This is a genomic window from Bacteroides sp. BFG-606 (genome assembly GCF_024788145.1).
In the GTDB taxonomy this organism is placed as follows: domain Bacteria; phylum Bacteroidota; class Bacteroidia; order Bacteroidales; family Bacteroidaceae; genus Bacteroides; species Bacteroides vicugnae.
This window is the reverse complement of record NZ_JANUIL010000001.1, coordinates 5816420-5840052: the sequence shown is the minus strand read 5'-3', so window position 1 is coordinate 5840052 and position 23633 is coordinate 5816420. Positions and strand designations below refer to the sequence as shown.

General features: G+C 42.2%; 13 protein-coding genes and 1 tRNA gene. 6 read left to right on the top strand and 8 right to left on the bottom strand.

Annotation, left to right across the window (positions count from 1 at the left end):
- Positions 1–19 precede the first annotated feature (19 nt).
- The 6 genes from NXV01_RS22580 to NXV01_RS22555 form a co-directional block, all read right to left on the bottom strand.
- Positions 20–1585 (bottom strand): DUF6850 family outer membrane beta-barrel protein, encoded by a 1566-nt coding sequence (locus NXV01_RS22580; protein WP_258981402.1) that lies wholly within the window; start codon positions 1583–1585, stop codon positions 20–22.
- 91 nt (positions 1586–1676) lie between these two features.
- Positions 1677–2864, bottom strand: a complete 1188-nt coding sequence (locus NXV01_RS22575; protein WP_195649541.1) for a DUF4876 domain-containing protein — start codon at positions 2862–2864, stop codon at positions 1677–1679.
- Between the two features lie 8 nt (positions 2865–2872).
- Entirely contained in the window at positions 2873–5851 is a 2979-nt protein-coding gene (locus tag NXV01_RS22570) for a TonB-dependent receptor (RefSeq protein ID WP_259023259.1), read from the bottom strand.
- 23 nt (positions 5852–5874) lie between these two features.
- On the bottom strand, positions 5875–6945 hold the full coding sequence (locus NXV01_RS22565) for a FecR family protein (RefSeq protein WP_195649540.1): 1071 nt from the start codon (positions 6943–6945) through the stop codon (positions 5875–5877).
- Between the two features lie 79 nt (positions 6946–7024).
- The gene (locus NXV01_RS22560) at positions 7025–7597 is read right to left on the bottom strand and encodes a sigma-70 family RNA polymerase sigma factor (protein WP_122137782.1); all 573 of its coding nucleotides are present in this window, start codon (positions 7595–7597) and stop codon (positions 7025–7027) included.
- A 282-nt stretch (positions 7598–7879) separates the two neighbouring features.
- Positions 7880–7953 (bottom strand) — tRNA-Ala (locus tag NXV01_RS22555).
- Between the two features lie 116 nt (positions 7954–8069).
- On the opposite strand from NXV01_RS22555, the gene NXV01_RS22550 reads away from it, so the two are divergent.
- Genes NXV01_RS22550 through pulA form a run of 3 tightly spaced genes read left to right on the top strand, consistent with a single transcriptional unit; the run spans position 8070 to position 10993 of the window.
- Positions 8070–8372: a DUF4286 family protein gene (locus NXV01_RS22550; RefSeq protein ID WP_004304386.1), complete on the top strand. Its 303-nt coding sequence runs from the start codon at positions 8070–8072 to the stop codon at positions 8370–8372.
- Entirely contained in the window at positions 8369–8935 is a 567-nt protein-coding gene (ruvC, locus tag NXV01_RS22545) for a crossover junction endodeoxyribonuclease RuvC (protein WP_195649539.1), read from the top strand. The genes NXV01_RS22550 and ruvC overlap by 4 nt, the downstream gene beginning before the upstream one ends.
- A 51-nt stretch (positions 8936–8986) precedes the next feature.
- Positions 8987–10993 carry a type I pullulanase gene (gene pulA / locus NXV01_RS22540; protein ID WP_195649538.1) on the top strand — a complete coding sequence of 669 codons (2007 nt, stop codon included), beginning with the start codon at positions 8987–8989 and terminating at the stop codon, positions 10991–10993.
- A gap of 21 nt (positions 10994–11014) precedes the next feature.
- On the opposite strand, the gene NXV01_RS22535 is transcribed toward pulA, so the two are convergent.
- Together NXV01_RS22535 and NXV01_RS22530 are read right to left on the bottom strand one after the other, a co-directional pair.
- The gene (locus NXV01_RS22535; protein ID WP_258981393.1) at positions 11015–12727 is read right to left on the bottom strand and encodes a glycoside hydrolase family 43 protein; all 1713 of its coding nucleotides are present in this window, start codon (positions 12725–12727) and stop codon (positions 11015–11017) included.
- A gap of 107 nt (positions 12728–12834) precedes the next feature.
- Positions 12835–16968, bottom strand: a complete 4134-nt coding sequence (locus NXV01_RS22530) for a two-component regulator propeller domain-containing protein (protein WP_195649536.1) — start codon at positions 16966–16968, stop codon at positions 12835–12837.
- Between the two features lie 395 nt (positions 16969–17363).
- Between NXV01_RS22530 and NXV01_RS22525 the strand changes: the two genes are divergently transcribed.
- Genes NXV01_RS22525 through NXV01_RS22515 form a run of 3 tightly spaced genes read left to right on the top strand, consistent with a single transcriptional unit; the run spans position 17364 to position 23621 of the window.
- Positions 17364–20537 (top strand): TonB-dependent receptor, encoded by a 3174-nt coding sequence (locus tag NXV01_RS22525; RefSeq protein WP_195649535.1) that lies wholly within the window; start codon positions 17364–17366, stop codon positions 20535–20537.
- A gap of 19 nt (positions 20538–20556) precedes the next feature.
- Positions 20557–22203 carry a RagB/SusD family nutrient uptake outer membrane protein gene (locus NXV01_RS22520; RefSeq protein ID WP_195649534.1) on the top strand — a complete coding sequence of 549 codons (1647 nt, stop codon included), beginning with the start codon at positions 20557–20559 and terminating at the stop codon, positions 22201–22203.
- A 41-nt stretch (positions 22204–22244) separates the two neighbouring features.
- Positions 22245–23621, top strand: coding sequence for a glycan-binding surface protein (locus tag NXV01_RS22515; protein ID WP_258981390.1), 1377 nt, complete (start codon positions 22245–22247; stop codon positions 23619–23621).
- Positions 23622–23633 lie beyond the last annotated feature (12 nt).

Below are 23633 nucleotides of genomic sequence, written 5' to 3'. Positions count from 1 at the left end.
TTTTGTGGGGTGAGGAAGGTTAATGGTACAGTCCGAGACTTATTCCGAACATTTTGGAATCGGTTTTCTTGTCGGTCTTCAGATATGCTCCTGTGGCTTTGACGAACCACACGTTGGTGTGTTTTTTTATAGTTACAGGCATTTGATATTGTATTTGCAATTTTCCGTGCGCATACGATGCTCCATAATAGGTTATGTCGGGTAAAAGCACACTTTGGGCGTATTCTGTGGACGGATCGTTGAGTGACAGGTCCGATGATAGCGAGATGTGATATCCGGCTTCTGCTTCTATCCATAATGAACGGTTGTTTTTGCGCAGGAATGAATATCCGCCTTCCATGCAGATAGTTGCCTGGCGGACTGTAAGTGATGAAGACGGAAGATTGTATTGATCTTCTACCGATTGGAAATAGGCGCGTGCGCCTGCGTAGGCTGTGGCTTCTCCGGTGTGATGATTACTCCACAACAGGCGGTAGTGCAGATTGGCATTGAGTAAATCGACGGTGTAACGTTCGTCATACGTGAGAAGTGTGTTCCAGTAGGAGGATTCGATACCTGTTACCGGATCTTTTTCTATTATTTTTTCCTGACGGTATTCGTCGGCTTTTCCTGTCTGATAGTTAATGGAAATGTCGATGATGTGTTCTGTGCGTCCGGATTTGATCCGGTTCATAGAAAGCAGGTTGTAGGTGGTAGTGTGATATTTTCCCGGTGAATATTTGATGTCTCCCCATACGTCTTCGTTGCCTTTGGCGTATGAAAGGGTGGTAAGCGTTTGAATCCGTTCGTTCTTATATTGATAAGACAATTCACCGCCAAATTCATGGTTGACGAATTCACGTTCAAAACCGGAGTAACCACCAGTGGTACCATCAGCATTTTCCATTCCGGTAAAGGTGTAGTATTTGAGGTTCGGATCGGTTTGTACGGTGGTGATGTTGGGGATTTTTTCTTTTCTGCGATGGTAATAACCGCTAAGACCCAGCGAGTGTTTGTTCCACGTGTAGGTGACGGCAGGAGTCAGTTGATAGTCTGCCAGATTGGTGCGTGAACGGGGGTCTTTTAGTCGGGAAAGATCTCCTACTTTATAATCCAGTCGTGCGCCGAAAGTGAAGTTTTTGATAGGCAGAGTGGCTAACGCTGCCGAGAGGTCGAAGTTCTGGAAGTCGTACTTTCCTTTGATGGAGCTTCCTGAAAAGTAAGGATTGGAGTGGTGGCTACGCAATACGTCGCTCCATGAACGGTTGAATTGCCGTCCCATGTCAAAGGTAAAACGCCCGTATCCGTAGAGAAATTTCCCAATTTTTTGGTATCGTTCTGAAGTGAACAATAATTTGTTTTGCTCATCACCGTCCTGAACCCGATAGTGTGTGCCTTGCTGATGAGAGAATTCGAAATAACTGATTCCCCGGTTGGTCAGCGTATCCAAAGAGAGCCCGGCAGGATTCAGGGTACGTCTCCATAACTGGGTAGCATCGGCGTACTCGTATTTTTCTTTTGTCTGTAATTCGATATCTTGGGCATGTATGTACAGTGCAGTTACCATCAGACCGGTAAAGAGTATATATCGATGGTTCATCATCATTTCTGAATTGGTTTAATTATTTCGTGAAGTAGTTGAAGAGACTGTACCGGAAGGTTATATGTTCTTGGGGCACAGTCTCTTTTGTTTTCTATTATTTGTATTCCTTCGGTTTGATTTCACTTGATACGGCAAAATCGTTACTGCTGTTATTGGTATCAGCAAGAATGGTGCGCCCGTTTTCTGTCTTGGCTGTTTTGCGGTAAACTACTTCTCCGGTATATCCGGTGGTAGCCTCCGTGTATTGATAGCCTGCATCAATATAGTTGTAAAGACGTTTAGTGTTTTTATCTACTCCCGTACTTTTGTTTTTCAAACATTCTACACCATCCATTATGTATTTTACAGGGGTTTTGACAAACTTGCTTCCTTTATCCTTGCCGTCAACGTATACAGTTTCCCATGAGGTCACATCTTCATCTGTACTGAATAATACAACAGAACAGGGGCCACCTTGTACCAGGTTCATATTACTGATTGTGGGAAATGTTGTATATATCAGTTCCACAGCCGGGGTTGCAGGATTGTTGGTTGTTTTCCCCTGCGTATCTTTAGCCTCAAAGTCGGCTTTGGATAAATCTACTTCATTATTTCCTGTGTGGTCGATGGCGCTATTGGCAACGATTATCGAGGCTCCCGGTGCAACTTCTGCGACTACATTAGATGGGAAACGGTAAATCTGCTTTAGGTAAATATATTCCGGTGTGGAGCCAAGCGTATATGCAGGAGTACTTTCCGACTCTACCAGTCCGAAATAAAGTCCGGCTATATCAACGGTTTGGTCCGAGTTATTAAAGAACTCAATGTACTTACCTGCCAGATAATTTTTATTATTGTTGTCTTTGGTTCCTGCATAGTAAACTTTGCTGATAACAATTGATTGTTTGGCAGAAATACTTGTTTGAAGTTCGATGGTTGCTGACGAACCGACAGTATATTTCAATAGACTGCCGGAAATCACATAATTTTCATTTTGCGGATCGTTGCCTGTCATTTCTTCATATTCTTCTGCAGTGATTTCGCAGGAAGTAGAGATGTCATACAAATCGGGAATCACTCCTTCGAAAGTGGCTATACCTTTTTCGTTTGTAATGGCGGTGTATTTACCCATTGTAACAGTGTGCCCTGTATATAGAATGTCGGACTTGAATCCTTCGGGCATGGATACTTTCACTTGTACGGTCAATGCTTGTGTGGCATTGTCGTCAGAGGAACATGCAGCCATGATAACTGTGACAGCCGCAAACATCATTTTTGTAATAAAAGAAATTGTTCTATTCATATTGTGATTTATAAATTAAAGAATAATTCGACACCAAAACTGAAATTACCTGTATTACGCTGTACTAGCGTGTTGGAGGTAGAGTTTTTGAGAAAAGGTTCGTAAAAGAGTATGTTGTTGGCATAGAATGAAATGCCGCCTATATTGCCCAGCTCCTTGGTGAGGCGTCCCGCCATTAACCATGTAATAGGGGCTTTGCTTGGCACATTGTCTTTAGGATTCTTGCGTTGGCTTTTCAATGATACTCCTTTTATTTTGTAGTTCTCATCTGCCAGCATATCTGCTGTTATTTCATGATAAGAGAGGTCTGTGTCTATCCATCCGATAGGGTCCATCGGAGGATTGTTGCTCTTGGAATAATTGTACCAGATGGCTTGTGTTGAGAACGAAGCTACCATACGCAGTGCCGGGATATTGGTCACAATCCGCAGAGTGTTCGTAAAGCGGCGGTAAGTGCTATAGTTTAGCCCGGATGGATATACAATTTTGAATGGAATGGTATTGGTTACCTGATATTCAGTAGGTAGATCGGTAGGATTGCTACTGTTGATGTCTGTAGAGTAGGTCTTGGATTCCATATATGCTCCTGACAGATAGAATGAAGTGTGCAGTGCCGGAATCTCGCCGAAGTCAAAGTCCATTTCTATCCCTTTATTGATAGAGACATTCGTGTTTCCTATTTTACCGGTCGTACTGAGTACAAGGTCCGTGCGTTCTGGATTATCCCAATCTATTTTTGTAGCTTGTCCAGGAGTGATAATCAGTCCTTTTTCCGCAGAATAATAGTTGGCTGTATACGTAAAATATTCTGTGGCCGATCCGAATCCGTTAGCGGTTTTATCATGATAACCGATGAGGCTTAATTTATGCTTGTCCGATAACTTTATGTCGAACCCTGCCTCCCATTTGCGATTGGTCGCATTCTTCAATCCTTTAGTTCGTTGCACGTTGTACACTTGGGTGTGGTACATCAATATTTGTCCGACTTTGTCGTCTTGAGGCATATAATTGGCAGCTACACGGTCGATGTACTTTTTGTCGGGATAGAGATAATCTAAACCGGGAGTTTTTGAGTTGAGTCCGAATCCTCCACGGATATTCAGCCATTTGTTGACGGAGAACGAAGCATTTACACGGGGAGAGAAAGAAAAGGTTGCTTCATCCGCCCACGGCTGTAAGGTGGTGAAACGTCCGCCTAACTGTATTTTCAGAAATCTGTTTTCTGATATATCCCAACGGAAGTTATCTTCTATGTAAGCGGCCATCTGATGGATGCTCGGAATATCGGAGAAAGGACGGGGACGTCCGTTACTGTTGGGTTGCAATGGGTAACGGTCGTCATCATTATAATATCCGCGGGCATTATTCCAGTCGTAGTGGTATTCCACTCCCATTTTGAAGTTCTGATATGTTTTCTTTGATTTTACGAAGAACGTGTTGCTGACTTTGGCATATACATTTCCGGGACGGCTAAGGGAACCTCCGCTTGCCTGATATGAGCTTTGCTCGAAAGGCACATTATAATACCCTGTTTCTGTGGCAGTAAGTATCGGTAGCAACCCGGACGAATTGGCAACAATGGCGCTCTTTTCCATCTCTGTTTGAGTATAGCTGACACCTAATGTGTAATTAACAGTACGTGAGAATGGTTTATTAATTGATAGTTTGCCATTATGGCTTAGTGAGAACAGCTGGTTGCGATTCTTTTGAAAAGTGCCGTCGTCGATGGCATCCGGGTCTTTTCCATTCCAGTCTTTGCCCATCATGTAACGTACCTTTGTGTCTGTATGCCAGATACGTGAAAAATCTTTGCTGTATCCCAAGCTAAAGGTGTAACGGTCGAATGACTTTGTTTTCTGGCGTGGATCTCCCCATGCTTGTGCATAGTCGAGATTGAAATTCAGGATACCGGCATCTTTGTTTAAACGCAATCCTTTACCGAGCGAGTAATTCATTGTTCCGGGATTTATCTTTCCCTTGATCTGCCAGGGAGTTTGTCCGATTTTGGAATGAACAACTACAAGTCCGGAGGTTAAATCACCGTATTCGGCAGAAGGAATACCACGGATTATTTCTACGGATTCAATATCGTCCGCACTAATTTGGCGTAAGTCTGTTCCGACAAATGCGGTACTTGAAAATCCTCCTTGCGATAGTGTACCATTGTTGGACATGGGAACTCCGTCCATTATGATACTCGAACCGAAGGCATTGGTGTTATTGTTAACAAGAGTACGGAGCTGTACATTGGAACGGGATGTCAGATCTGTATTTTTCATTAAGTGCCCCGGTATGAGTTGCATCACATCATCAAGGCTCATAGCCTGTAAATGGTCTATCGCTTGTCTGCCTATAATGGAGCTGGTAGATTCTCCGGCCGCATTTTGTTTTGCTACCACTACTACCTCTTTCAAAGCTAGCGAAGTGGGAGACATGCGGATCGTCAGATCCAGGTTTTGTTCAACGTTGATTTCCCGTTGCACAGTCTCGAAGCCTACATACGAAATATTTAATATGTATTTTCCTGTGGGGACATTTTTTAGTACAGCCTTTCCCTCCATGTCGGTTGCGGCATAAGCTCCTAGCGGATTAAGAACGCAGGTTGCCATTGGTAGCGGCTGTTTGTTTCCCCTTTCCAATAACAGGATATGGATGTCATGAGTGGTGGTTTGCTTTTGAGCAGGATAGAGTAGAATAACGGATTCATTGATTTCGTACGTCAGTCCTATTTGCTTGCAAAGGTTGTTGAGTAAAGTGCTCAATGATGTCCCTTGCGGATAATTGAGTGTTACAGTCTGTTGGCCATTAATATTCTTCTCTTCATAGACAAAATGTACATTGGCAGCTTGCCGAATCTGGGTCAGTGCAGTACGTACCGGGATATTCCGTACTGATATGACCACATTTTGGTTTTGTGCCGATACATTGGCGGCAAACAGGATAATGGCTACTGTTTGCATCATCCGGATTAAAAGATATTTTTTCATATTTGAACAACGCTTTTTCCTGTTTAATATTGGGGACGGTTCTCTGTTATCTCAATAACATTTCCCTTCTGTCTGAAGTGTACATTAGAAACTTTGGATAATATATCTACTGCTTTTTGTAATGGTTGGTCGCGGAAGATGACTCCTGCAAACTTTCGTTCACGCAATTGCGGGTCGGTAAAGGTTATGTTGACGTTATACCAGCGCGAAAGTTGTTGTACAATAGTTTCCAGTGACGTATCGGTATATTCGTATATACCGTTTGCCCAGGAAGTATATTCCTGTACCTGAACTGTTTGTGTATTAATTGTTTTTGATTGTATGACAGCTTGCTCACCGGGTGAAAGAGATTTTTGTTCTGTCCCTTTCTTTTCCTCGCAGTATACTTTTACGGCTCCTTCTTCCAAGGTTACGGTAGTTTGATTCTTCTCGTAAGTATTGACATTAAACCGTGTTCCTACTACTTCTACTATACCGTACGGGGTATGTACAATGAAAGGATGGAGCGTATCTTTGGCAACTTCAAAGAGAGCTTCTCCTGTGAGGTAGACTTCTCTTTTATTACCGGTAAAAGAAACGGGATAAGTAAGGCGGCTTTCGGCATTGGCGTGTACACGTGTACCGTCTGAAAGCACGAGTTTATATTCTCCTCCTCTGGGTACATTTAAAATATGCTTTCCTGCATTCTTTTGTATACTCGTTTGAGTGTCGTATCTTAATTCTTTTTCTGTATTTTGAGCAACTTGCATGCCGTTTGCATTAAATATGGATTTATCTTGCGACAGCAGGTCGTAAGATTCTCCGTTATTTACAAACAGGGTTGCTTTCTGTTCCCCTCTGTGTGCAAATAGAGATTGGTCATATTCTGTGAGTGTGTAAAAACTGAAAGCTGCTATTAACAGGCAGGCAGCGGCAGTGCTGCTCCAATAGGTGTACATTCGTATCCGTTTACGGTGGCGGATGCGTTGCTGGATTGATTCCCATGCTTGTGCTTCATCGCATTGTGCCGCAAATTCATTTACCCGTTTCAACCGGTACCAGTTGAGCAAAGTAATCAGATTTTTCTCCGTTTTATTATGATCTTCTTGATTCATCTTTTCTCTCGTTTTATTATATGATCCGGAATTGTGTAAAATGGGTGTCAAAAACGAGAGACTTTTTTTCTTGGAAGATTTATGATAGGTTTATCAAGAATAAAGATACTAGAAGTAATTTCTCGTTTTTACGCAGTTTCTTCATCGCTCTGGCAAGATAAGTCTTTAATGTATTGACGCTGATATGCAGTTCGCTAGCTACTGCTTTATAGCTTTTGTTTTCAATAACGACACCATAGAGTGCTTTCTTTTCTTGTTCGGGCAATGCTGCTAAAGCTTTTTCCAACTCCTTTTCTTTTTGTTCACGTTCATTCTCTTCAAGGCTTTCACATATATATAGGTATTCTTCTTCGTTTAGAAGAATATCGCTGGAGTCTATCTTTTCTCGTTTTTCAATGAATTTCAGTGATGCATTGCGAATACAGAGATAGGCATATCCTTTCAGATTGTCAGTAATGGTTTTATAGAGCTTTTTTTCCCAGAATGAAATAAAAAAACTTTGAACGATATCTTCGGATTCGGAAAAGTCATCTGTAATCTGTACTGCATACATACATAAACGGATATAGTAACGCTGAAAGAAAAGGTTGAAAGCCTTCTCCTTATCCGTGCTGAATAGACTTACTAATTCTTTATCCGTTAAATGATTCATTTTTATAATAGAATTACGCAATGCAAAATAACATAAAAATCTTAAGATATAATACTTCTTGTTTATGTTTTTATGATAAAACGTCATTGAAATACCTATTTGTAGGTATTCGATATCTTTTTGAAAGTGTAGATGTTCAGTCGGAAATGCAGCTGTAAGGCCGGAAACATGGGAGATTTAGGCGTTTTTTTCTATGAGTTTTTCTTTTGAAGGGAATAGAGGGATGGAATAGTTATAAAAAAGAAAAAAGAGTTCTGTTTTAGAACCCTTCTGCGATGTTTGTGGAGCGTATCGGACTCGAACCGATCACCTCGACACTGCCAGTGTCGCGCTCTAGCCAGATGAGCTAACGCCCCTTTTCTATCTTATATGATAACGTTTGTAAACGAATCTTTTTTTGTTGCCGCAAATATAATGCATTATTCTGAAATAATTGCTATGTTTGCGGTAAATAATAGTATGAAATTAAGATATGCTGATTTATAATACAACTTTTCAAGTGGACGATGACGTTCACGACAATTTCATGATTTGGATAAAAGAAAGCTATATCCCTGAAGTACAGAAACACGGTGCTTTAAAAGCACCGCGCATTTGCCGGATATTGAGTCATCGGGAAGAAGGAAGTGCGTATTCTTTGCAATGGGAGGTGGAAAGCAGCGGGTTGCTGCATCGTTGGCATTTGGAACAGGGAGTACGTTTGAATGATGAACTGGCAAAAATATTTAAAGATAAAGTGATCGGGTTTCCGACCCTGATGGAGGTGATAGAGTGATTCAACCGGTAAAAGAAAAGATAATCCTGGGGATTGACCCCGGTACGACAATCATGGGATACGGTGTTCTAAGAGTGAAAGGAACCAAGCCTGAAATGATTGCGATGGGGATTATCGACTTGCGTAAATTTGCCAACCACTATCTGAAACTTCGCCATATCCATGAACGGGTATTGAGTATTATTGAAAGTTATCTGCCTGATGAGCTGGCTATTGAAGCGCCTTTCTTCGGTAAAAATGTACAATCGATGTTGAAGTTGGGCCGTGCACAGGGGGTAGCGATGGCAGTGGCGTTGAGCCGGGACATTCCGATTACGGAATATGCTCCTTTGAAGATAAAGATGGCTATCACCGGAAACGGGCAGGCATCAAAAGAACAGGTAGCGGATATGTTGCAGCGGATGTTGCGCTTTCCCAAAGAGGATATGCCTACTTTTATGGATGCAACAGACGGATTGGCGGCAGCCTATTGTCATTTCCTGCAAATGGGACGCCCGGCAATGGAAAAAGGTTATAATAGCTGGAAGGATTTTATAGCGAAGAATCCGGATAAGGTGAAGTAAAGCGACTGATTATAGGGATAGATATAAAGGAAATATCTAGGGGAGGTTTAAATGAAGATGGGAAGTAATTATTTAGCAATATTAGGGGTGACTACAGTGACAACAGTAATGAGCTGCTCCCCTGCGAAAAAGGAATATGCTTCTTTTGAGCTGTATCCGGTTCGTACGGGAAGTCTTATGGAAATGGAATATACGCCGTTGGCAACCAAATTCTATCTTTGGTCACCAACTGCAGAAGAAGTACGCCTGATGCTATATGATGCCGGTGAAGGCGGACATGCTTATGAAACAGTAAAGATGGAACCCACAGAAGATGAAACCTGGACAACTTCAGTAGACAAGAACCTGCTTGGTAAATTCTATACTTTCAATGTAAAAATTAACGATAAATGGCAGGGAGACACGCCGGGAATCAACGCCCATGCTGTCGGAGTGAATGGGAAACGTGCCGCCATTATTGACTGGAAGACTACAAATCCCGAGGGATGGGAGAGTGACAGGCGTCCTTCTCTGAAATCTCCTGCTGATATGATTATCTATGAAATGCATCATCGTGACTTCTCGGTTGATTCTACTTCGGGAATTAAGAATAAAGGTAAATACCTCGCATTGACTGAACACGGGACCATGAATTCGGATCGGTTACTGACCGGTATCGATCACTTGATAGAACTGGGTGTGACACATGTACATCTTCTTCCTTCCTCTGACTATGCTTCTATCGACGAAACAAAACTGGAAGAAAACCACTATAACTGGGGATATGATCCGGCGAATTATAATGTGCCGGATGGCTCTTATTCAACTGATCCTTATCAACCTGCCACTCGTGTGAAAGAGTTCAAACAGATGGTACAAGCATTACATAGAGCTGGTGTTCGTGTGATAATGGATATGGTTTACAATCATACTTTTAATACCGTTGAAAGTAACTTTGAACGTACTGTTCCCGGTTATTTTTATCGTCAGAAAGAAGACGGGACATTGGCAAATGGTTCCGGATGCGGTAATGAGACGGCAAGCGAACGCCCTATGATGCGCAAGTTCATGATAGAGTCCGTTCTTTACTGGATAAAAGAATATCATATTGACGGTTTCCGTTTTGACTTGATGGGGGTGCATGATATTGAAACCATGAATGAGATCCGGAAAGCGGCGAACAAGGTTGATCCTACCATTTGTATTTATGGAGAAGGTTGGGCAGCCGACACTCCCCAATATCCGGCAGATTCGTTGGCAATGAAAGGGAATGTTTCCCACATGCCGGGAATTGCCGTATTCTCGGATGAATTGCGTGACGGGCTTTGCGGACCTGTGTGGAAAAAGGAGAAAGGGGCTTTCCTCGCCGGAGTTCCGGGAGCAGAAATGAGTGTTAAATTCGGTATTGTGGGTGCTATTGAGCATCCGCAAGTACGGTGTGATTCTGTTAATTATAGTCAGAAACCGTGGGCGGAGCAGCCTACCCAGATGATTAGCTACGTTTCCTGCCATGACGGTTTGTGCCTTGTTGATCGCTTGAAAGCAAGTATGCCGGGAGCTACTCCCGAGCAACTGGTTCGACTTGATAAGCTTGCGCAGACGGTAGTCTTCACTTCGCAAGGTATTCCTTTTATCTATGCAGGAGAAGAAGTGATGCGCGATAAACAAGGAGTGGACAATAGTTATAAGAGTCCGGATGCAGTCAATGCTATCGATTGGCGACGTAAAACGACGAACGGAGATGTTTTCATGTATTATAAGCGACTCATAGATCTGCGTAAGTCCCATCCCGCTTTCCGTATGGGAGATGCGGAAAAGGTTCGGAAGCATCTGGAGTTTCTTCCGGTGGAGGGACAAAACCTGATTGCATTCCGCCTGAAGGATCATGCGAACGGGGATAGTTGGGAAGATATTATCGTAGCTTTTAATTCCCGTATGACTCCTGCGCGTTTGGAAGTGCCTGTTGGTAAATATACAGTGGTATGCAAAGATGGCGTGATAGATGTGCGTGGATTAGGTACGCAGACCGGACCGGAAGTAATTATTCCCGGACAGTCTGCATTGATTATGTACAAGTAACTTTTGTTTGAAGATTAAGAATCATTTTCCGGTATACATACCGATAATAGTTCCTGTAAACCCACCTGCTTTATGGGTGCTTAAGATGGTGGCATCTAAATCGTTGACTACTTCTTGCCATTTCTTCTTGTCGAAAGATAGGGTGAAGCTGTATTTTCCACCGCGTCCAGTGATACGAAGGTAAAGAGGGAGGTCGGTTCGTTTATCCTCTAGTGTAAATGTACCTTCAGTTGTCTGTTTGCCATTGTCAGTACGGACTACAGTAATCACTTGTTTTCCTTCCCGGATTGTTTTGCCAAAAATGAGATTGAATTTTTCATTCTGATAGCAGACAAGTCCGGCAAATGTTTGTTCATTGAGCGGAGTGAAACTCATTTCCGTAGTAACAGTGAAATTGGTATGTTGCTGACGATGACCAATAAAGGCGGGAGCACCCACAGTATAAATATCAGAAGCGGCAGGAGTCAGATGAAGTTTGCCTTCGTGAATACTCCACCAGTTCTCTCGCGGTGTCCGGATGAACAGCCATTCCAAAGCTAATTTCTCATCGGTATTGAAGTCATCTCTCCATCTAAAGTTACCTGTAAATGTTTGTGGCGTAATTCCGGCAACATCAGCTTTCCAATTTTCGGGACGTACAACAGTAGGAATTGCTTTCCCTTTTTCCATAATGACAGGTGTTCCCTTTTTCCATGTAACCGGAAGCAGGAATGTTTCACGTCCGGTATGGTATAAGTCACCTTCATAAGGGCGGCAAGCCAGGAATATGGCAAACCATTGTCCGTCCGGTGTTTCAATAAGATCGGCATGTCCTGTGCAGGTGATTGGATTGGCACGGTCTTCGGGGAGATCGCGTTGCGTTAAGATCGGGTTGTCGGATACGGGTCGGTAGGGACCTTTCACATGGTCGGAGGTGAAAATAACCTCTGAATGATTGACGGATGTGCCACCTTCAGCAGCCATCAGATAATATTTTCCTTTGATTTTATAGAGATGGGGTCCTTCTATCCAGATAGGGTGTTTGCTTTTGTCTACGCCTCCATCTACGATGACTTGTTTTTTCCCGAATGTCTGGTCGGTGCCCGGATCATAGTTGTGAATCCAGATGGCACGATGCCCGTCATATTCCGGTATTCCTATTGGTGCGTCATTATGAACGAGATATGCTTTTCCATCTTCGTCGAAGAAGAGGGAAGGATCGATTCCGCCAACTTCAGGAAGAAGGATCGGGTCGCTCCAACCTTGTTGCGGGTCTTTCGTTTTTACAACAAAATTGCCGATGCCATCTACGCAGGTGGTAACCACATAAAAAGTGTCATTAGCAGGATTATAGCTGATGGCTGGTGCATAAATACCTCCGCTTAGGCGGATGTTGTCGAGTTTTAATTGTGAGGGACGGTCGAGTACGTGTCCTATTTGTTCCCAATGTACGAGGTCACGGCTGTGTAGGATTGGGATTCCCGGATAGTAAGAGAAAGAGGAATGTATCATGTAATAGTCTTCTCCTTTCCGGCAGATACTGGGATCCGGGTAAAAACCACAGACAATCGGATTCCGGTATTCATAGATCGAATCAATCGGTGTTTCGAAAATAACATCTTCTCCCTGATATTCGAAGAAGTCGAAAATGGCTTCATTTGTTTGGGGAATGGATTGGCATCCGGTTATATTAAATCCGGTAGCTATGGTAAACAGGATAATAATTAGAGAAAAGAAAATCTTTTGTGTCGTCATGGCTCTACTTTATTAATGAATGAAATGGAACATTTGTGATACACGGCAAAGATAACGGCTTCTTTTCTAATTCGGATTCTTGTTTGTAACAAGTCTTATTCTGTTTGTTACATCTGTTGTTCTTTATATTCACTCGGTGAAATTCCGTAAAAGTCTCTGAATGTATTGGAAAAATGAGAGAGGTTGGAGAAGCCTGTAGCGTATGCAACTTCCGAAACGCTTAGATTCTTCTCACGTAGCAGATTGGCAGCTTGTTTCAGTCTGATAGAACGAATGAAATCTCGTGCTGACTGATTAGTCAACTCCTTTAATTTGCGGTGCATATGTACGCGGCTCATTCCAACGTTGGCTGCCAGCATCTCTACATTAAGGGCAGGATCGGCGAGATGGTCATTGATGGTTCTCATTACTTTACTCATTAAGATCTCATCATTGGACTTCATTTCTATCTTTGTTATTTTTTCTTCTACTTGTTGTTCACCTACCAGTTTGCCGCGCAGTCTTTCCCGATTGGCTATCAGATTACTGATAGTAGTTCGTAATAATTCAGTGTTGAATGGTTTTACGATATAAGCATCTGCTCCAATTTCAAGCCCTTCGATTTGGTCTTCGGCTTTCGATTTGGCGGTTAATAATATAATCGGTATATGATTGATATTGATATTCTGTTTTATTTTCCGGCAGAGAGTGATCCCATCCATTTCGGGCATCATAACATCACTGATGACGAGATCGGGTTTCTCCTTCAAAATGGTTTCCAGTCCTTCCCGTCCATTTGTACATTCATAGATACGGAAATCACTATCCAGTTCGCTACGTATGTAGCGGCGTATTTCTTCATCATCTTCTACAATTAAGACGCGATAACGTGTTTTTGCTTTGGGTTTCCTGTACTCATTGGTTTTGTTTTCTTCTTCCGTTTCATAGATCGAATCTTTGGGAAGTTGGGAGATGGTTGGTTCGCTTCCGGTTTCTTCAGGATTTTCCAGTTCCTCTGCTTTCAAGTGATTACTACCTAACGGTAGGCGGATGACGAAACGGGTTCCTTGTCCGTCTTCGCGGTTTTCTGCTTTGATGATGCCGTGGTGCAGTTCCACTAACGACCGTGAAAGATGCAGTCCGATTCCTGTACCGAAATTAGATTGTGTCATGTCGTTGTCAATCTGATAGAAACGCTCGAATATTTGTTCTATTTTGTTTTTGTCAATACCGATCCCGTTATCGGTGATATCTATTTCGAAATAATCTTTCAAAGCACCCCGGTAGGCATCGTTGTGACCGGTTTTCAATAACACTTCGATATTTCCTCCCTCATGTGTATATTTGAAAGCATTGGAAAGGACATTCATCAATACTTTGTCAAAGTTATTTAGATCAATCCATACTTTCAGAGAATCAGCACCTTCCAGTTCTTTTTCGAAAGTAAATGTGATGTTCTTTTTTTGCGCTTGATAATTGAATGTTTGCATCAAGTCATTGATAAATCCTACGATATCTGTTTCCCGGAATTTCAGATGCATTTGTCCTTTGTCCAGTTTTCGTATGTCCATCAGTTGATTGATTAGGCGTAGAATACGTTGGGCATTCCGGTAAATCATGAGATAAACCGGTTGTTTCTCGGAATGTTCGGCTAACAGTTTCTCTAACGGGCTGATGATAAGAGTCATCGGGGTACGTATTTCATGTGAGATATTAATGAAGAATTGTAATTTGGCTTCGTTAATCTGTTCCATGTGTTTTTGTCGCATCACTTCTTGCCGGTGGCGGATACGTGACAGAATGTACATGGTAAGAGCATAGATTAGTAATGCTCCGAGGCATCCCCAGATTACTTTTGCCCACCAGGTCTGGTACCAGGGTGGAGTGATGGCAATAGTAACTGTGCGGATATTAGAGAAATTATTATGGTCGCGTGCCTGTACGGAGAAAGTGTATTTCCCCGGTTTCAGACTGCTATAAGTCACCCGGTTTGTTCCCGGTTGCGTACTGATCCATTCATCGCCTAATTCTTTTATCTTATATTGATAACTAATCCGGTCGGGATTGCTGAATTCCAAAACAGAAAAATCAATGCTGAATGTATTTTCATTATATGCCAGTGTAAATTGCTCGGTATCCATGACAGCAGTATCAGTGATGACATTGTTGCCGGATTTATCCCCTTTTTTCACAGGGCGGTTAGCAACGTGAAAGCCGGTAATCAATACATTCATTTCTTTTTTGATTTCGGTGATATCCTGGGGGTAGAAAGCTGTTACTCCATTGGTACCTCCAAAAAATATCTTGCCGCGTTTATCTTTAAATACAGCAGTGCGTGTAAACTCATTTCCTTGCAGACCGTCGCCTGCATAATAGTTGATAAACTTCTTTTCCGGAGGATTCAGTTTGGAGATTCCCTGATGGGTACTGATCCATATATTTTTTTTCTCGTCTTCAGCCAGGCCGCAAATAATATCACTGGGGAGTCCATCGGCAGTAGTGAAAAGTACCGGTGTTAGTCTGTCTTTATTCAGGCAGACCAGTCCTTCGGAAGTACCAGCCCAGATCTCTCCATTACTACTTTCCAATAAACTGTAAACGACATACCCGGGGAGGAGATTGTTTTGCTTTTTATAATTGATAAAATTGTCCGTTTGAGGATTGAGTACGGCCAGACCTTTATAAGTGCCGATCCATATCATTCCCTCTTTATCTTCCAGTAGGTAGCTGATCCAATCGTTCGGAAGACGGTTGATGCTCCAGTCATCGTTTTCGTTGCGGGTAGATTCGTAATAGGTGACATGTTGAGTTGGTAAATTGATTTTGTATAAGCCCGAACCATAAGTACCCACCCAGAGATTCTTGTTTTTGTCTTCAATGATGCAGGAAACTTTGGGCTTGCCTGCGTTAAGATTTCCTTGTAAAAGAGAGGTGGCATCTTGACATGTTCCGGTTTGTTTGTTCATCCGTGCCAGACCATCGAAGTAAGATCCTAGCCAAAGTTCCTGATTGGAATCTTCATAGAGACATAGGATAGTGCCGGGGACAGATTGGGGATTACCTGCCTGATGGGTGTAATGGCGTAATTGTTTTCCCTGATCGTTTATGGCATATAATCCGTCGTTATCCGTACCTATCCAGATTGTAGCTTGTTCATCTGTATGAATAGCCATAACACAGCTGGAACCAATAGTGTTGTTGTGTATTGATTTGTAGCCATAGTAGTCGAACTTGTTTGAAATGCCGGGCACTAGTATCAAACCTTTCTGAAAAATGCCCAGCCATAAATTGTGATCTTTATCTTCGATTAACGAGTGAACCTTGGATTTGGAGAAGTCAAAGGGACCCGCATTAATCTCACTGTCCACAATAATATCTTGTTGAGGCTGATATTCTTTTACTCCTTCACCGTCTGTTCCTATGATAAGTTTTCCACGGGTATCAATGATGAGAGTCCGGATATTCAAATTCATCCGGTTTTGGTAGAGGACAGGTTCGAAGTTTCCTTCCTGTCGGGATGATAGTCTGAAAAGACCTTTTGTCAAGGTTCCTACGAAAATTTGTCCGTGTGCATCCTCACAAATGGCAGAAACGTCATCGCCTGCTATATGATAAGGTGCTTTATAGCTTTTAAGCTCTTTACTTTCCGGAGAATAACGGTACAGTCCTTTTTCTTCTGTAGCAATCCATAAATTTTGCCGGGAATCTTCGAAAATGACATTCAGGTAGTTACTACCTATCCGGTCTGTCAGTTCGGTTTCGATATGGAAGGAGGCGGGATTGCTGTTCTTTTTTAGGGATATGGCGCCTTGTCCGGAAGTTGCTATCCAAAGATCTCCGTTCCGGCGTTCAATAATGGAAGTGATATGAGGATTTTTTCGTCCGTCTTTCCGAGAGATGAATAATTCGTGAAAGTTATCTGTGGCGCGGTCATATCGTTGTAAGCCATTGATGCATCCGATCCAGAAATTACCGCGACTGTCTTCGAATAATGTCCGTACATAGTTGTTTTTCAAGCTGGTGCTATCCGTAGCATTATGTCGATAGATCGAGAAACGTGTCCCGTCGAATTTATTAAGTCCGTTTTCGGTAGCTATCCAGATAAATCCTTTCCGGTCCTGATATACGGCATTGATCAGACTGTTGGAAAGTTCTTTGTCTGTTGAATAGAATTTGCCGGTCTGTGCTTTCATAACAGGAGTGCTTCCTATCAGGAAACAGTATATGGAAAAAAGGAATAGGATTTGTGCTTTCATACTCATTAATATAAGCAGGGTTTATTGGTGCTTTTTATATAGACAAAGATACTATATTAAATTAAAATAGCATTAGCTTTGTTACTTTTCCTTTTACTGATGTTACGTGCAAACCCTTTAGGGATGCTTCTGGGAGGGGTATGTAACGGGTGTGCAATAGCTTGTAACGTACATGCAAGTGTATGTAACCGCCTGTCAATTGCTTGAAACAAAATCTCCACCTATGCTTGATATATTATCCATAAATTTGCATTAACCAAAAAAATGAATTGTCGGACACCTTAAAATAATAACTGCTTATGGAAACATGAATTCCTTACTCTATTCCTTATTATAAATAAGAAGAGAAAAACCTATAACTTGGATTAACCACTATCATTATTAATTAAAAAAATGATTTTATGGAAAGCACAAATCATTATTTTCGACCGTTAGGTCTTATCATTCTTTTCTGCCTCTTCCCTGTATGGGTATTGGCACAGACTGTTTCCGTGACGGGAGTGGTCAAAGATGCATCGGGCGAACCGATTATCGGAGCCAGTGTAGTAGAAGCTGGCACTACCAATGGTATAGTTACCGATTTGGATGGTAATTTTAAGTTGAATGTATCAGCCAAAGGTAGCTTGAAGATTTCTTTTATCGGATATCAGACACAAACGATTCCTGTAGCCGGGAAAAAGCAGTTTGATATTACCCTCAAAGAAGATGCAAAAGTATTAGACGAAGTAGTAGTAGTTGGATATGGTCAGATGAAACGTAGTGACCTGACCGGTTCTGTTGTATCGGTCAACGATGAAGCCATTAAGAAATCTGTAGTGACTTCCGTTGACCAGGTACTGCAAGGACGTGCTGCTGGTGTGCAGGTACAGGCTAATAGCGGTATGCCCGGTGGTAGTTCTTCCATCCGTATTCGTGGTATCAACTCTTTGAATGCCTCCAATGAACCTATCTTTGTCATTGACGGTATTATCATCGACGGTTCCACAGGTTCGGGAAGTGATAATGCACTGGCATCTATCAATCCTTCGGACATCGTCTCTATGGACGTATTAAAGGATGCTTCCGCCACTGCTATTTATGGTGCGCGAGCTGCAAACGGTGTGATTATGATTACTACCAAACGTGGACAGAAGGGTGAGGCGCAAATAACTTATGACGGATATATAGGATGGCAGGAAATGCCTAAAAAACTGGATATGCTGAATCTGCGGGAATATGCGGAGCATAAGAATGTTCGTTCAGGAAAAGACTATTCGGGAAATGATTGGGGAATAGTGAACAAGGATAATAACTTTGTTCGTCCGGATTTACTAGGTGAGGGTACAGACTGGCAGGATGAGATGTTCTCTAAAGCTATGATGACCAGTCATAATCTTTCTGTGACCGGAGGTACTGATAAAAGTAACTATGCTTTGGGAGCAGGCTACCTCAATCAGGATGGTATTGCTGTTGGTTCAGGGTTCAGGCGTCTGAACTTACGAGGTAGTTTTGATGCCCAGGTGAAGAGCTATTTAAAAATGGGTATTAACTTTGCGTTTAGTAATTCCCGTCAGAAATTGACTGTATCTGACGAGTCGTTGATTAGAACTGCTTTATTGCAGAGTCCGAGTGTGGCTGTTCGTAATGCTGAAGGCACATTTGACGGACCGGATACGGACGAATGGGTACAAACGAATCCGGTGGGTCTTGCCATGATTAAGGATAACCGCAACGAGAAAATGGGTATTCGGGCAAACACCTATGCTGAAGCTACTATCATTGACGGACTGACGTTTAAAACGGAATTGTCTTTCGATTATGGGGTAGCTAATACTTATAAATTTGATCCCTCATATACTTTTGGTGCGATTGAAAATACGGACCGTCAGGGGACTTTCTCCAAATCATATAATAAGTTCTGGAGTTGGAGAAATATCGTGAATTACATGAAAACTTTTGGAGTGCACAATGTGAATGCAATGATTGGTCAGGAAATGCAGGAGAGCAAATGGGAATATCTGATGGGAAGCCGTATGGGATATTTGTCCAATGCCGCAACCGACCTGACATTGGGAGATGCCGCAACAGCCAAGAATAATGGTAATAGTGGAGAAAGTTCGATTTTATCTTATTTCGGCCGTCTGTTCTATTCATACGATGACAAATATCTATTGACATTTACTCTTCGTCGCGACGGTTCTTCCAAATTCTACAAAGATAATCGTTGGGGATGGTTCCCGTCGGCTGCTTTGGCTTGGAAGGTTTCCAATGAATCTTTTTTGAAAGACAACAATATTATTAATAATCTGAAATTGCGTTTAGGATGGGGCGTTGTAGGTAATCAGAATGTGCCTAATAATGCATATAAAGCCATTTATTCATCTGTTGCTACCGTTTGGGGAACAGGATTGCTGGCTGGCAATACTCCGAATCCCGAATTGAAATGGGAGTCTACTTATTCAAGTAATCTGGGACTTGATATTAATCTTTTCCAGAACAGGATTGAATTGATTGCCGATATTTATTATAAGAAAACAAATGATTTGTTGTTGCAAGTGCCTCTTCCTGCTTACGTGGGAACTTCAGGTCAGGGCTCTACTTCCGCACCCTGGAAGAATGTGGGTTCTTTGGAGAATAAAGGACTTGAGTTGACTTTAAATACAGTGAATATTGATAAAGGCGGATTCCAATGGAGAAGTAACGTGGTATTCTCTATGAACCGTAATAAAGTAAAATCGCTGGATACGGCAACCAGCCTGATAGATAAGAGTAATCAGACAGGCGAAACAATAACCGTACTGACGCGTACATCAGTAGGAAACCCTATCGGACAGTTTTATGGTTATAAAGTGATTGGCCGCTTTGAAAAGGCTACTGACTTTTACTATAAAGATGCTTCCGGAGCAATTAAGCCGGTAGCATTGCCTGAAGGTATGTCGATTTCCAAGAATAGTGTCTGGATTGGTGATTATATTTTTGAAGATGTAAACAAAGACGGTGTTATCAATGAACAGGACCGTACTTATATCGGTAATCCTGAACCGGACTTTACTTTCGGCTTCGGTAACTCTTTCTCTTATAAAGGCTTCGACTTGAGCATTAACCTGACCGGATCGGTGGGAAATGAAGTTGTAAACTGGGGGCGTCGTGAACTTGAAAATCCACGGGGCAATAATAATATCCTGAAATCGGCGTTGGATTATGCACAACTGGCTTTGATTGATCCGAATGGTCCGGATGATTATCGGAATATACAGATTGTAGGCGGTGACCCTTATGCTTGCCGTATGGCTATTGCCAAAGGGACAGATGATTCCAATTATCGTTTCAGTGACCGCTTTGTGGAAGATGGTTCTTTCCTGCGTATTCAGTCTATCTCTTTCGGCTATACGTTCCCGCGTAAATGGTTGGCACCGATTGGTATTCAGAATCTGAAACTTTATTGTAACCTGCAGAATGTATATACATTCACAAAATACAAAGGGATGGACCCGGAAATAGGTTCTGCCAATCAGGACGCTTTGCTTACAGGCTTTGATAACTATCGTTATCCTTCTCCGCGAATTTATACATTCGGTCTGAATTTAACCTTTTAATCATTTAAAGTGACTAAATATGAAAACAAGTAAATATATATACTCTTTCATGTTGGCTGTAGCTTTGGCGTTTGCAGGATGCAGTGACTTCCTCGATTCTGAAGATAACTCCAATATCGCAGGAGATAACTTTTATCAAACGGAAGATGATTTCCGGGCAGCAACAGCTCCTTTGTATAATAAGGTGTGGTTCGACTTTAACGATAAGTTCTATTATGGACTGGGTGATGGACGCGGATTCAACCTTTGTGCGACAACCTCCAATTATATCTATCCTTTTGCCGATTTGACCGAAACCGGATTGACGGGGCCGTTAGTTTCGGCTTGGGGCTCATTATACAATATAGTACAGCAAACTAATAAGATTATTAACGGGATCAAAGGTAACTCATCCAATAGCGAAGAAGTGAAGAACCCATATATTGCTGAAGCACGGTTCATGCGTGGAGTTGCTTATTCCTATCTGGCGATGTTATGGGGAAATGTTATTATTAATGAAGATACGGATGAATTGGTAGCTAATCCAATTGTCAATACCAGCCCGGTAAGTGATGTCTATGAATTTGCGATGCGTGACTTGGAATTTGCGGCAAAATATTTGCCGGAGGTTTCTTCTGCTGCCGGACGTGTCAATAAATACAGTGCCTTTGGTATGTTGTCGCGTGTTTATCTGACGTATGCCGGTTATAGTAGTAACCCTAATAGTGCGACCCGTAATCAGGACTATCTGGATTTGGCAAAGAAAGCGGCTTTAAAAGTGATAGAAAACAGAAATTTTGAACTGATGACTGACTATGCCGATTTGTTTATGATTGATAATAATAACAACTCGGAAACACTGTTTGCTTTGCAATGGGTTAGTAATGGTACGTATGGAGAATGTAATACGATACAGGATTATTTCGCTTGTGAGTCAGCTATTACTGGTAATGACCGTGCATGGGGCGGTTATGTTTTTGCACAACCGGACGTGATTTGGGAGTATGAAAAAGGAGATAAACGACGTCAGCCGACTTGGATGGCTTATGGCGATCATTATCCTGAAATACAGAAAGCAAACGGAGGATATACTTGTGAGAAGAAAGCATCGGGTACTGTTTCCGGAATTTATTGTAAGAAATATGTTTGTGGTTCTAGCAAAGATAATGCGAAGATCACTTCCGGAAGTACTCCTATCAATACTTACATGTTGCGTCTGGCAGAAGTATATCTGATTTATGCAGAAGCTATATTGGGAAATAATCCTTCAACAGATGATGCCGATGCAATGGAATACTTTAACAAAGTGCGCAAGCGTGCCGGTTTGGAACCCCAAAATTCGATTACTTACGAAGATATTCGTCGTGAGCGTAGACTGGAACTTTGTCTGGAAGGACAGTATTGGTATGACTTGGTACGTAGAGCTTATTATAAACAACAGGAAGTACTCAATTATATCACCGGACAGGATAGGGGTACTGCTATCCCTGTAGTATGGGATGCGGATACACAAACTTTGAAGAGAGATGAAGATTCGGATGAAACAAAACGTGCCATAGGTGATATCGATTCCAGTATATTTCTTCTTCCTTATCCGGAATCGGAGACAGTGCAAAATCCTTTGTTGAAAGCGGATCCTGTGCCTTATGCATTTAAGGAAGACAGAATAACCGATTTGTTTAACTAAAAACGAGAATACGAATGAAAAGCTTGATATATAAAAATAGTATGAAAGCATTTGGCTTATTGGTGAGCCTGCTCATCTGCTCTTGTTCATTTGTTTCGTGTGACGACGATGACGATAATGGCGGAAGTTCTGTGATGAACATAACCGGGATCTACCTGGAAGACGCGAAGTCGAATGTTCCTGACCGTTTGGTCGATTTTGCCCGTTTGGGACAACTGATCCGAATTGAAGGTGAAGGATTCAACGGATTGAAGAAAGTGTATATTAATGGATATAACTGTTATTTTAATCCGGTATTTGTTTCGAATAAATCTTTTCTGGTTAGTGTGAACAGTAAAGTTCCGACTACAGAAGCTGACGAGAATGTACGTAATACAATTCGTTTGGTAAAAGATGGCGGTGAATACGTTTATGATTTCCAGATTCGTGCTGCTGCACCGTCTATAACGAGAATCTCCAACTGTATGCCGAATGTAGGTGAACCTATCATTGTTTATGGAAGTGGATTGACGGAAATAGCAAAAGTCGTTTTCCCCGGAAATGTGGTGGTGACAGATGGTATTACTTCTGATCTTGACGGTGAATATTTTATGGTGGATATGCCTGCCGGAGTTTCTGAAGAAGGCGGTTCTATTTTCGTAGAAGGTTCGAATGGTGGTGCTTATTCTCCTGCTTATTTCAATTATAAGAAAGGCTTGTTGTTGAACTTCGATGGAGTGGGTGCACAAGGAGCATGGGGCGATTCTGAAAGTATGATTCAAACAACCGAACTGGAATCTGCTTCGATTGGTGAAGGTAATGTGTCGCAAGGTGCTTACTGTCGTTTGCCATTAGAAAGACAGTTGCCGGTGGCAGCAGCGAAGAATCGTTGTGCTGAAGTTTGGACAGCTGGTAATGGCACTGATCCTGACTGGTTGACGCTGGGTGTCCCTGCTGAAACTCCTGTTGCCGAATGTGCTATTCAGTTTGAAATTTATGTGCCCGAACCTTGGTCTGAATCCGGATTCCTGAAGATTTGTGGTCAGAACGGATTCAATGGTGGAGAATGGGAGAGAGACTGTTATAATTACGTACCGTGGCTTGTAGGCGGAAAGATCGTTCCTTTCCAGACAACCGGTTGGCAGACTGTAACTGTTCCGTTCAGTGAATTCTACAAATCGAAAGCATCCAGCGGAGCTTGGACCACTTTTGCCGATGTGGCCGCTACCCGTGCATCTGCTTCTTATGCCAACTTCGGTTTCTATTTTGAGAACTCTGATATTACATTGGATAAGATCACAGGTGCGAGCTCGGATAAAGAAACAGAGTTTCTATCCAAAACAACTTCCGTGAAGATTTATATTGATAACTGGCGTGTCGTACCTTTGACGAAGCCGGAATATACCGATTTCCCGGATGAAGAAGAGGGTGCAGAATAATAATGACTTTAA

Coding starts and splice junctions, on each gene's coding strand:
- NXV01_RS22525 (WP_195649535.1), top strand. CDS start 17,364: ATGGAAAGCACAAATCATTATTTTCGACCGTTAGGTCTTATCATTCTT.
- NXV01_RS22530 (WP_195649536.1), bottom strand. CDS start 16,968: ATGAGTATGAAAGCACAAATCCTATTCCTTTTTTCCATATACTGTTTC.
- NXV01_RS22560 (WP_122137782.1), bottom strand. CDS start 7,597: ATGAATCATTTAACGGATAAAGAATTAGTAAGTCTATTCAGCACGGAT.
- pulA (WP_195649538.1), top strand. CDS start 8,987: ATGAAGATGGGAAGTAATTATTTAGCAATATTAGGGGTGACTACAGTG.
- NXV01_RS22575 (WP_195649541.1), bottom strand. CDS start 2,864: ATGAATAGAACAATTTCTTTTATTACAAAAATGATGTTTGCGGCTGTC.
- NXV01_RS22570 (WP_259023259.1), bottom strand. CDS start 5,851: ATGAAAAAATATCTTTTAATCCGGATGATGCAAACAGTAGCCATTATC.
- NXV01_RS22580 (WP_258981402.1), bottom strand. CDS start 1,585: ATGATGATGAACCATCGATATATACTCTTTACCGGTCTGATGGTAACT.
- NXV01_RS22565 (WP_195649540.1), bottom strand. CDS start 6,945: ATGAATCAAGAAGATCATAATAAAACGGAGAAAAATCTGATTACTTTG.
- NXV01_RS22535 (WP_258981393.1), bottom strand. CDS start 12,727: ATGACGACACAAAAGATTTTCTTTTCTCTAATTATTATCCTGTTTACC.
- NXV01_RS22515 (WP_258981390.1), top strand. CDS start 22,245: ATGAAAGCATTTGGCTTATTGGTGAGCCTGCTCATCTGCTCTTGTTCA.
- NXV01_RS22520 (WP_195649534.1), top strand. CDS start 20,557: ATGAAAACAAGTAAATATATATACTCTTTCATGTTGGCTGTAGCTTTG.
- NXV01_RS22550 (WP_004304386.1), top strand. CDS start 8,070: ATGCTGATTTATAATACAACTTTTCAAGTGGACGATGACGTTCACGAC.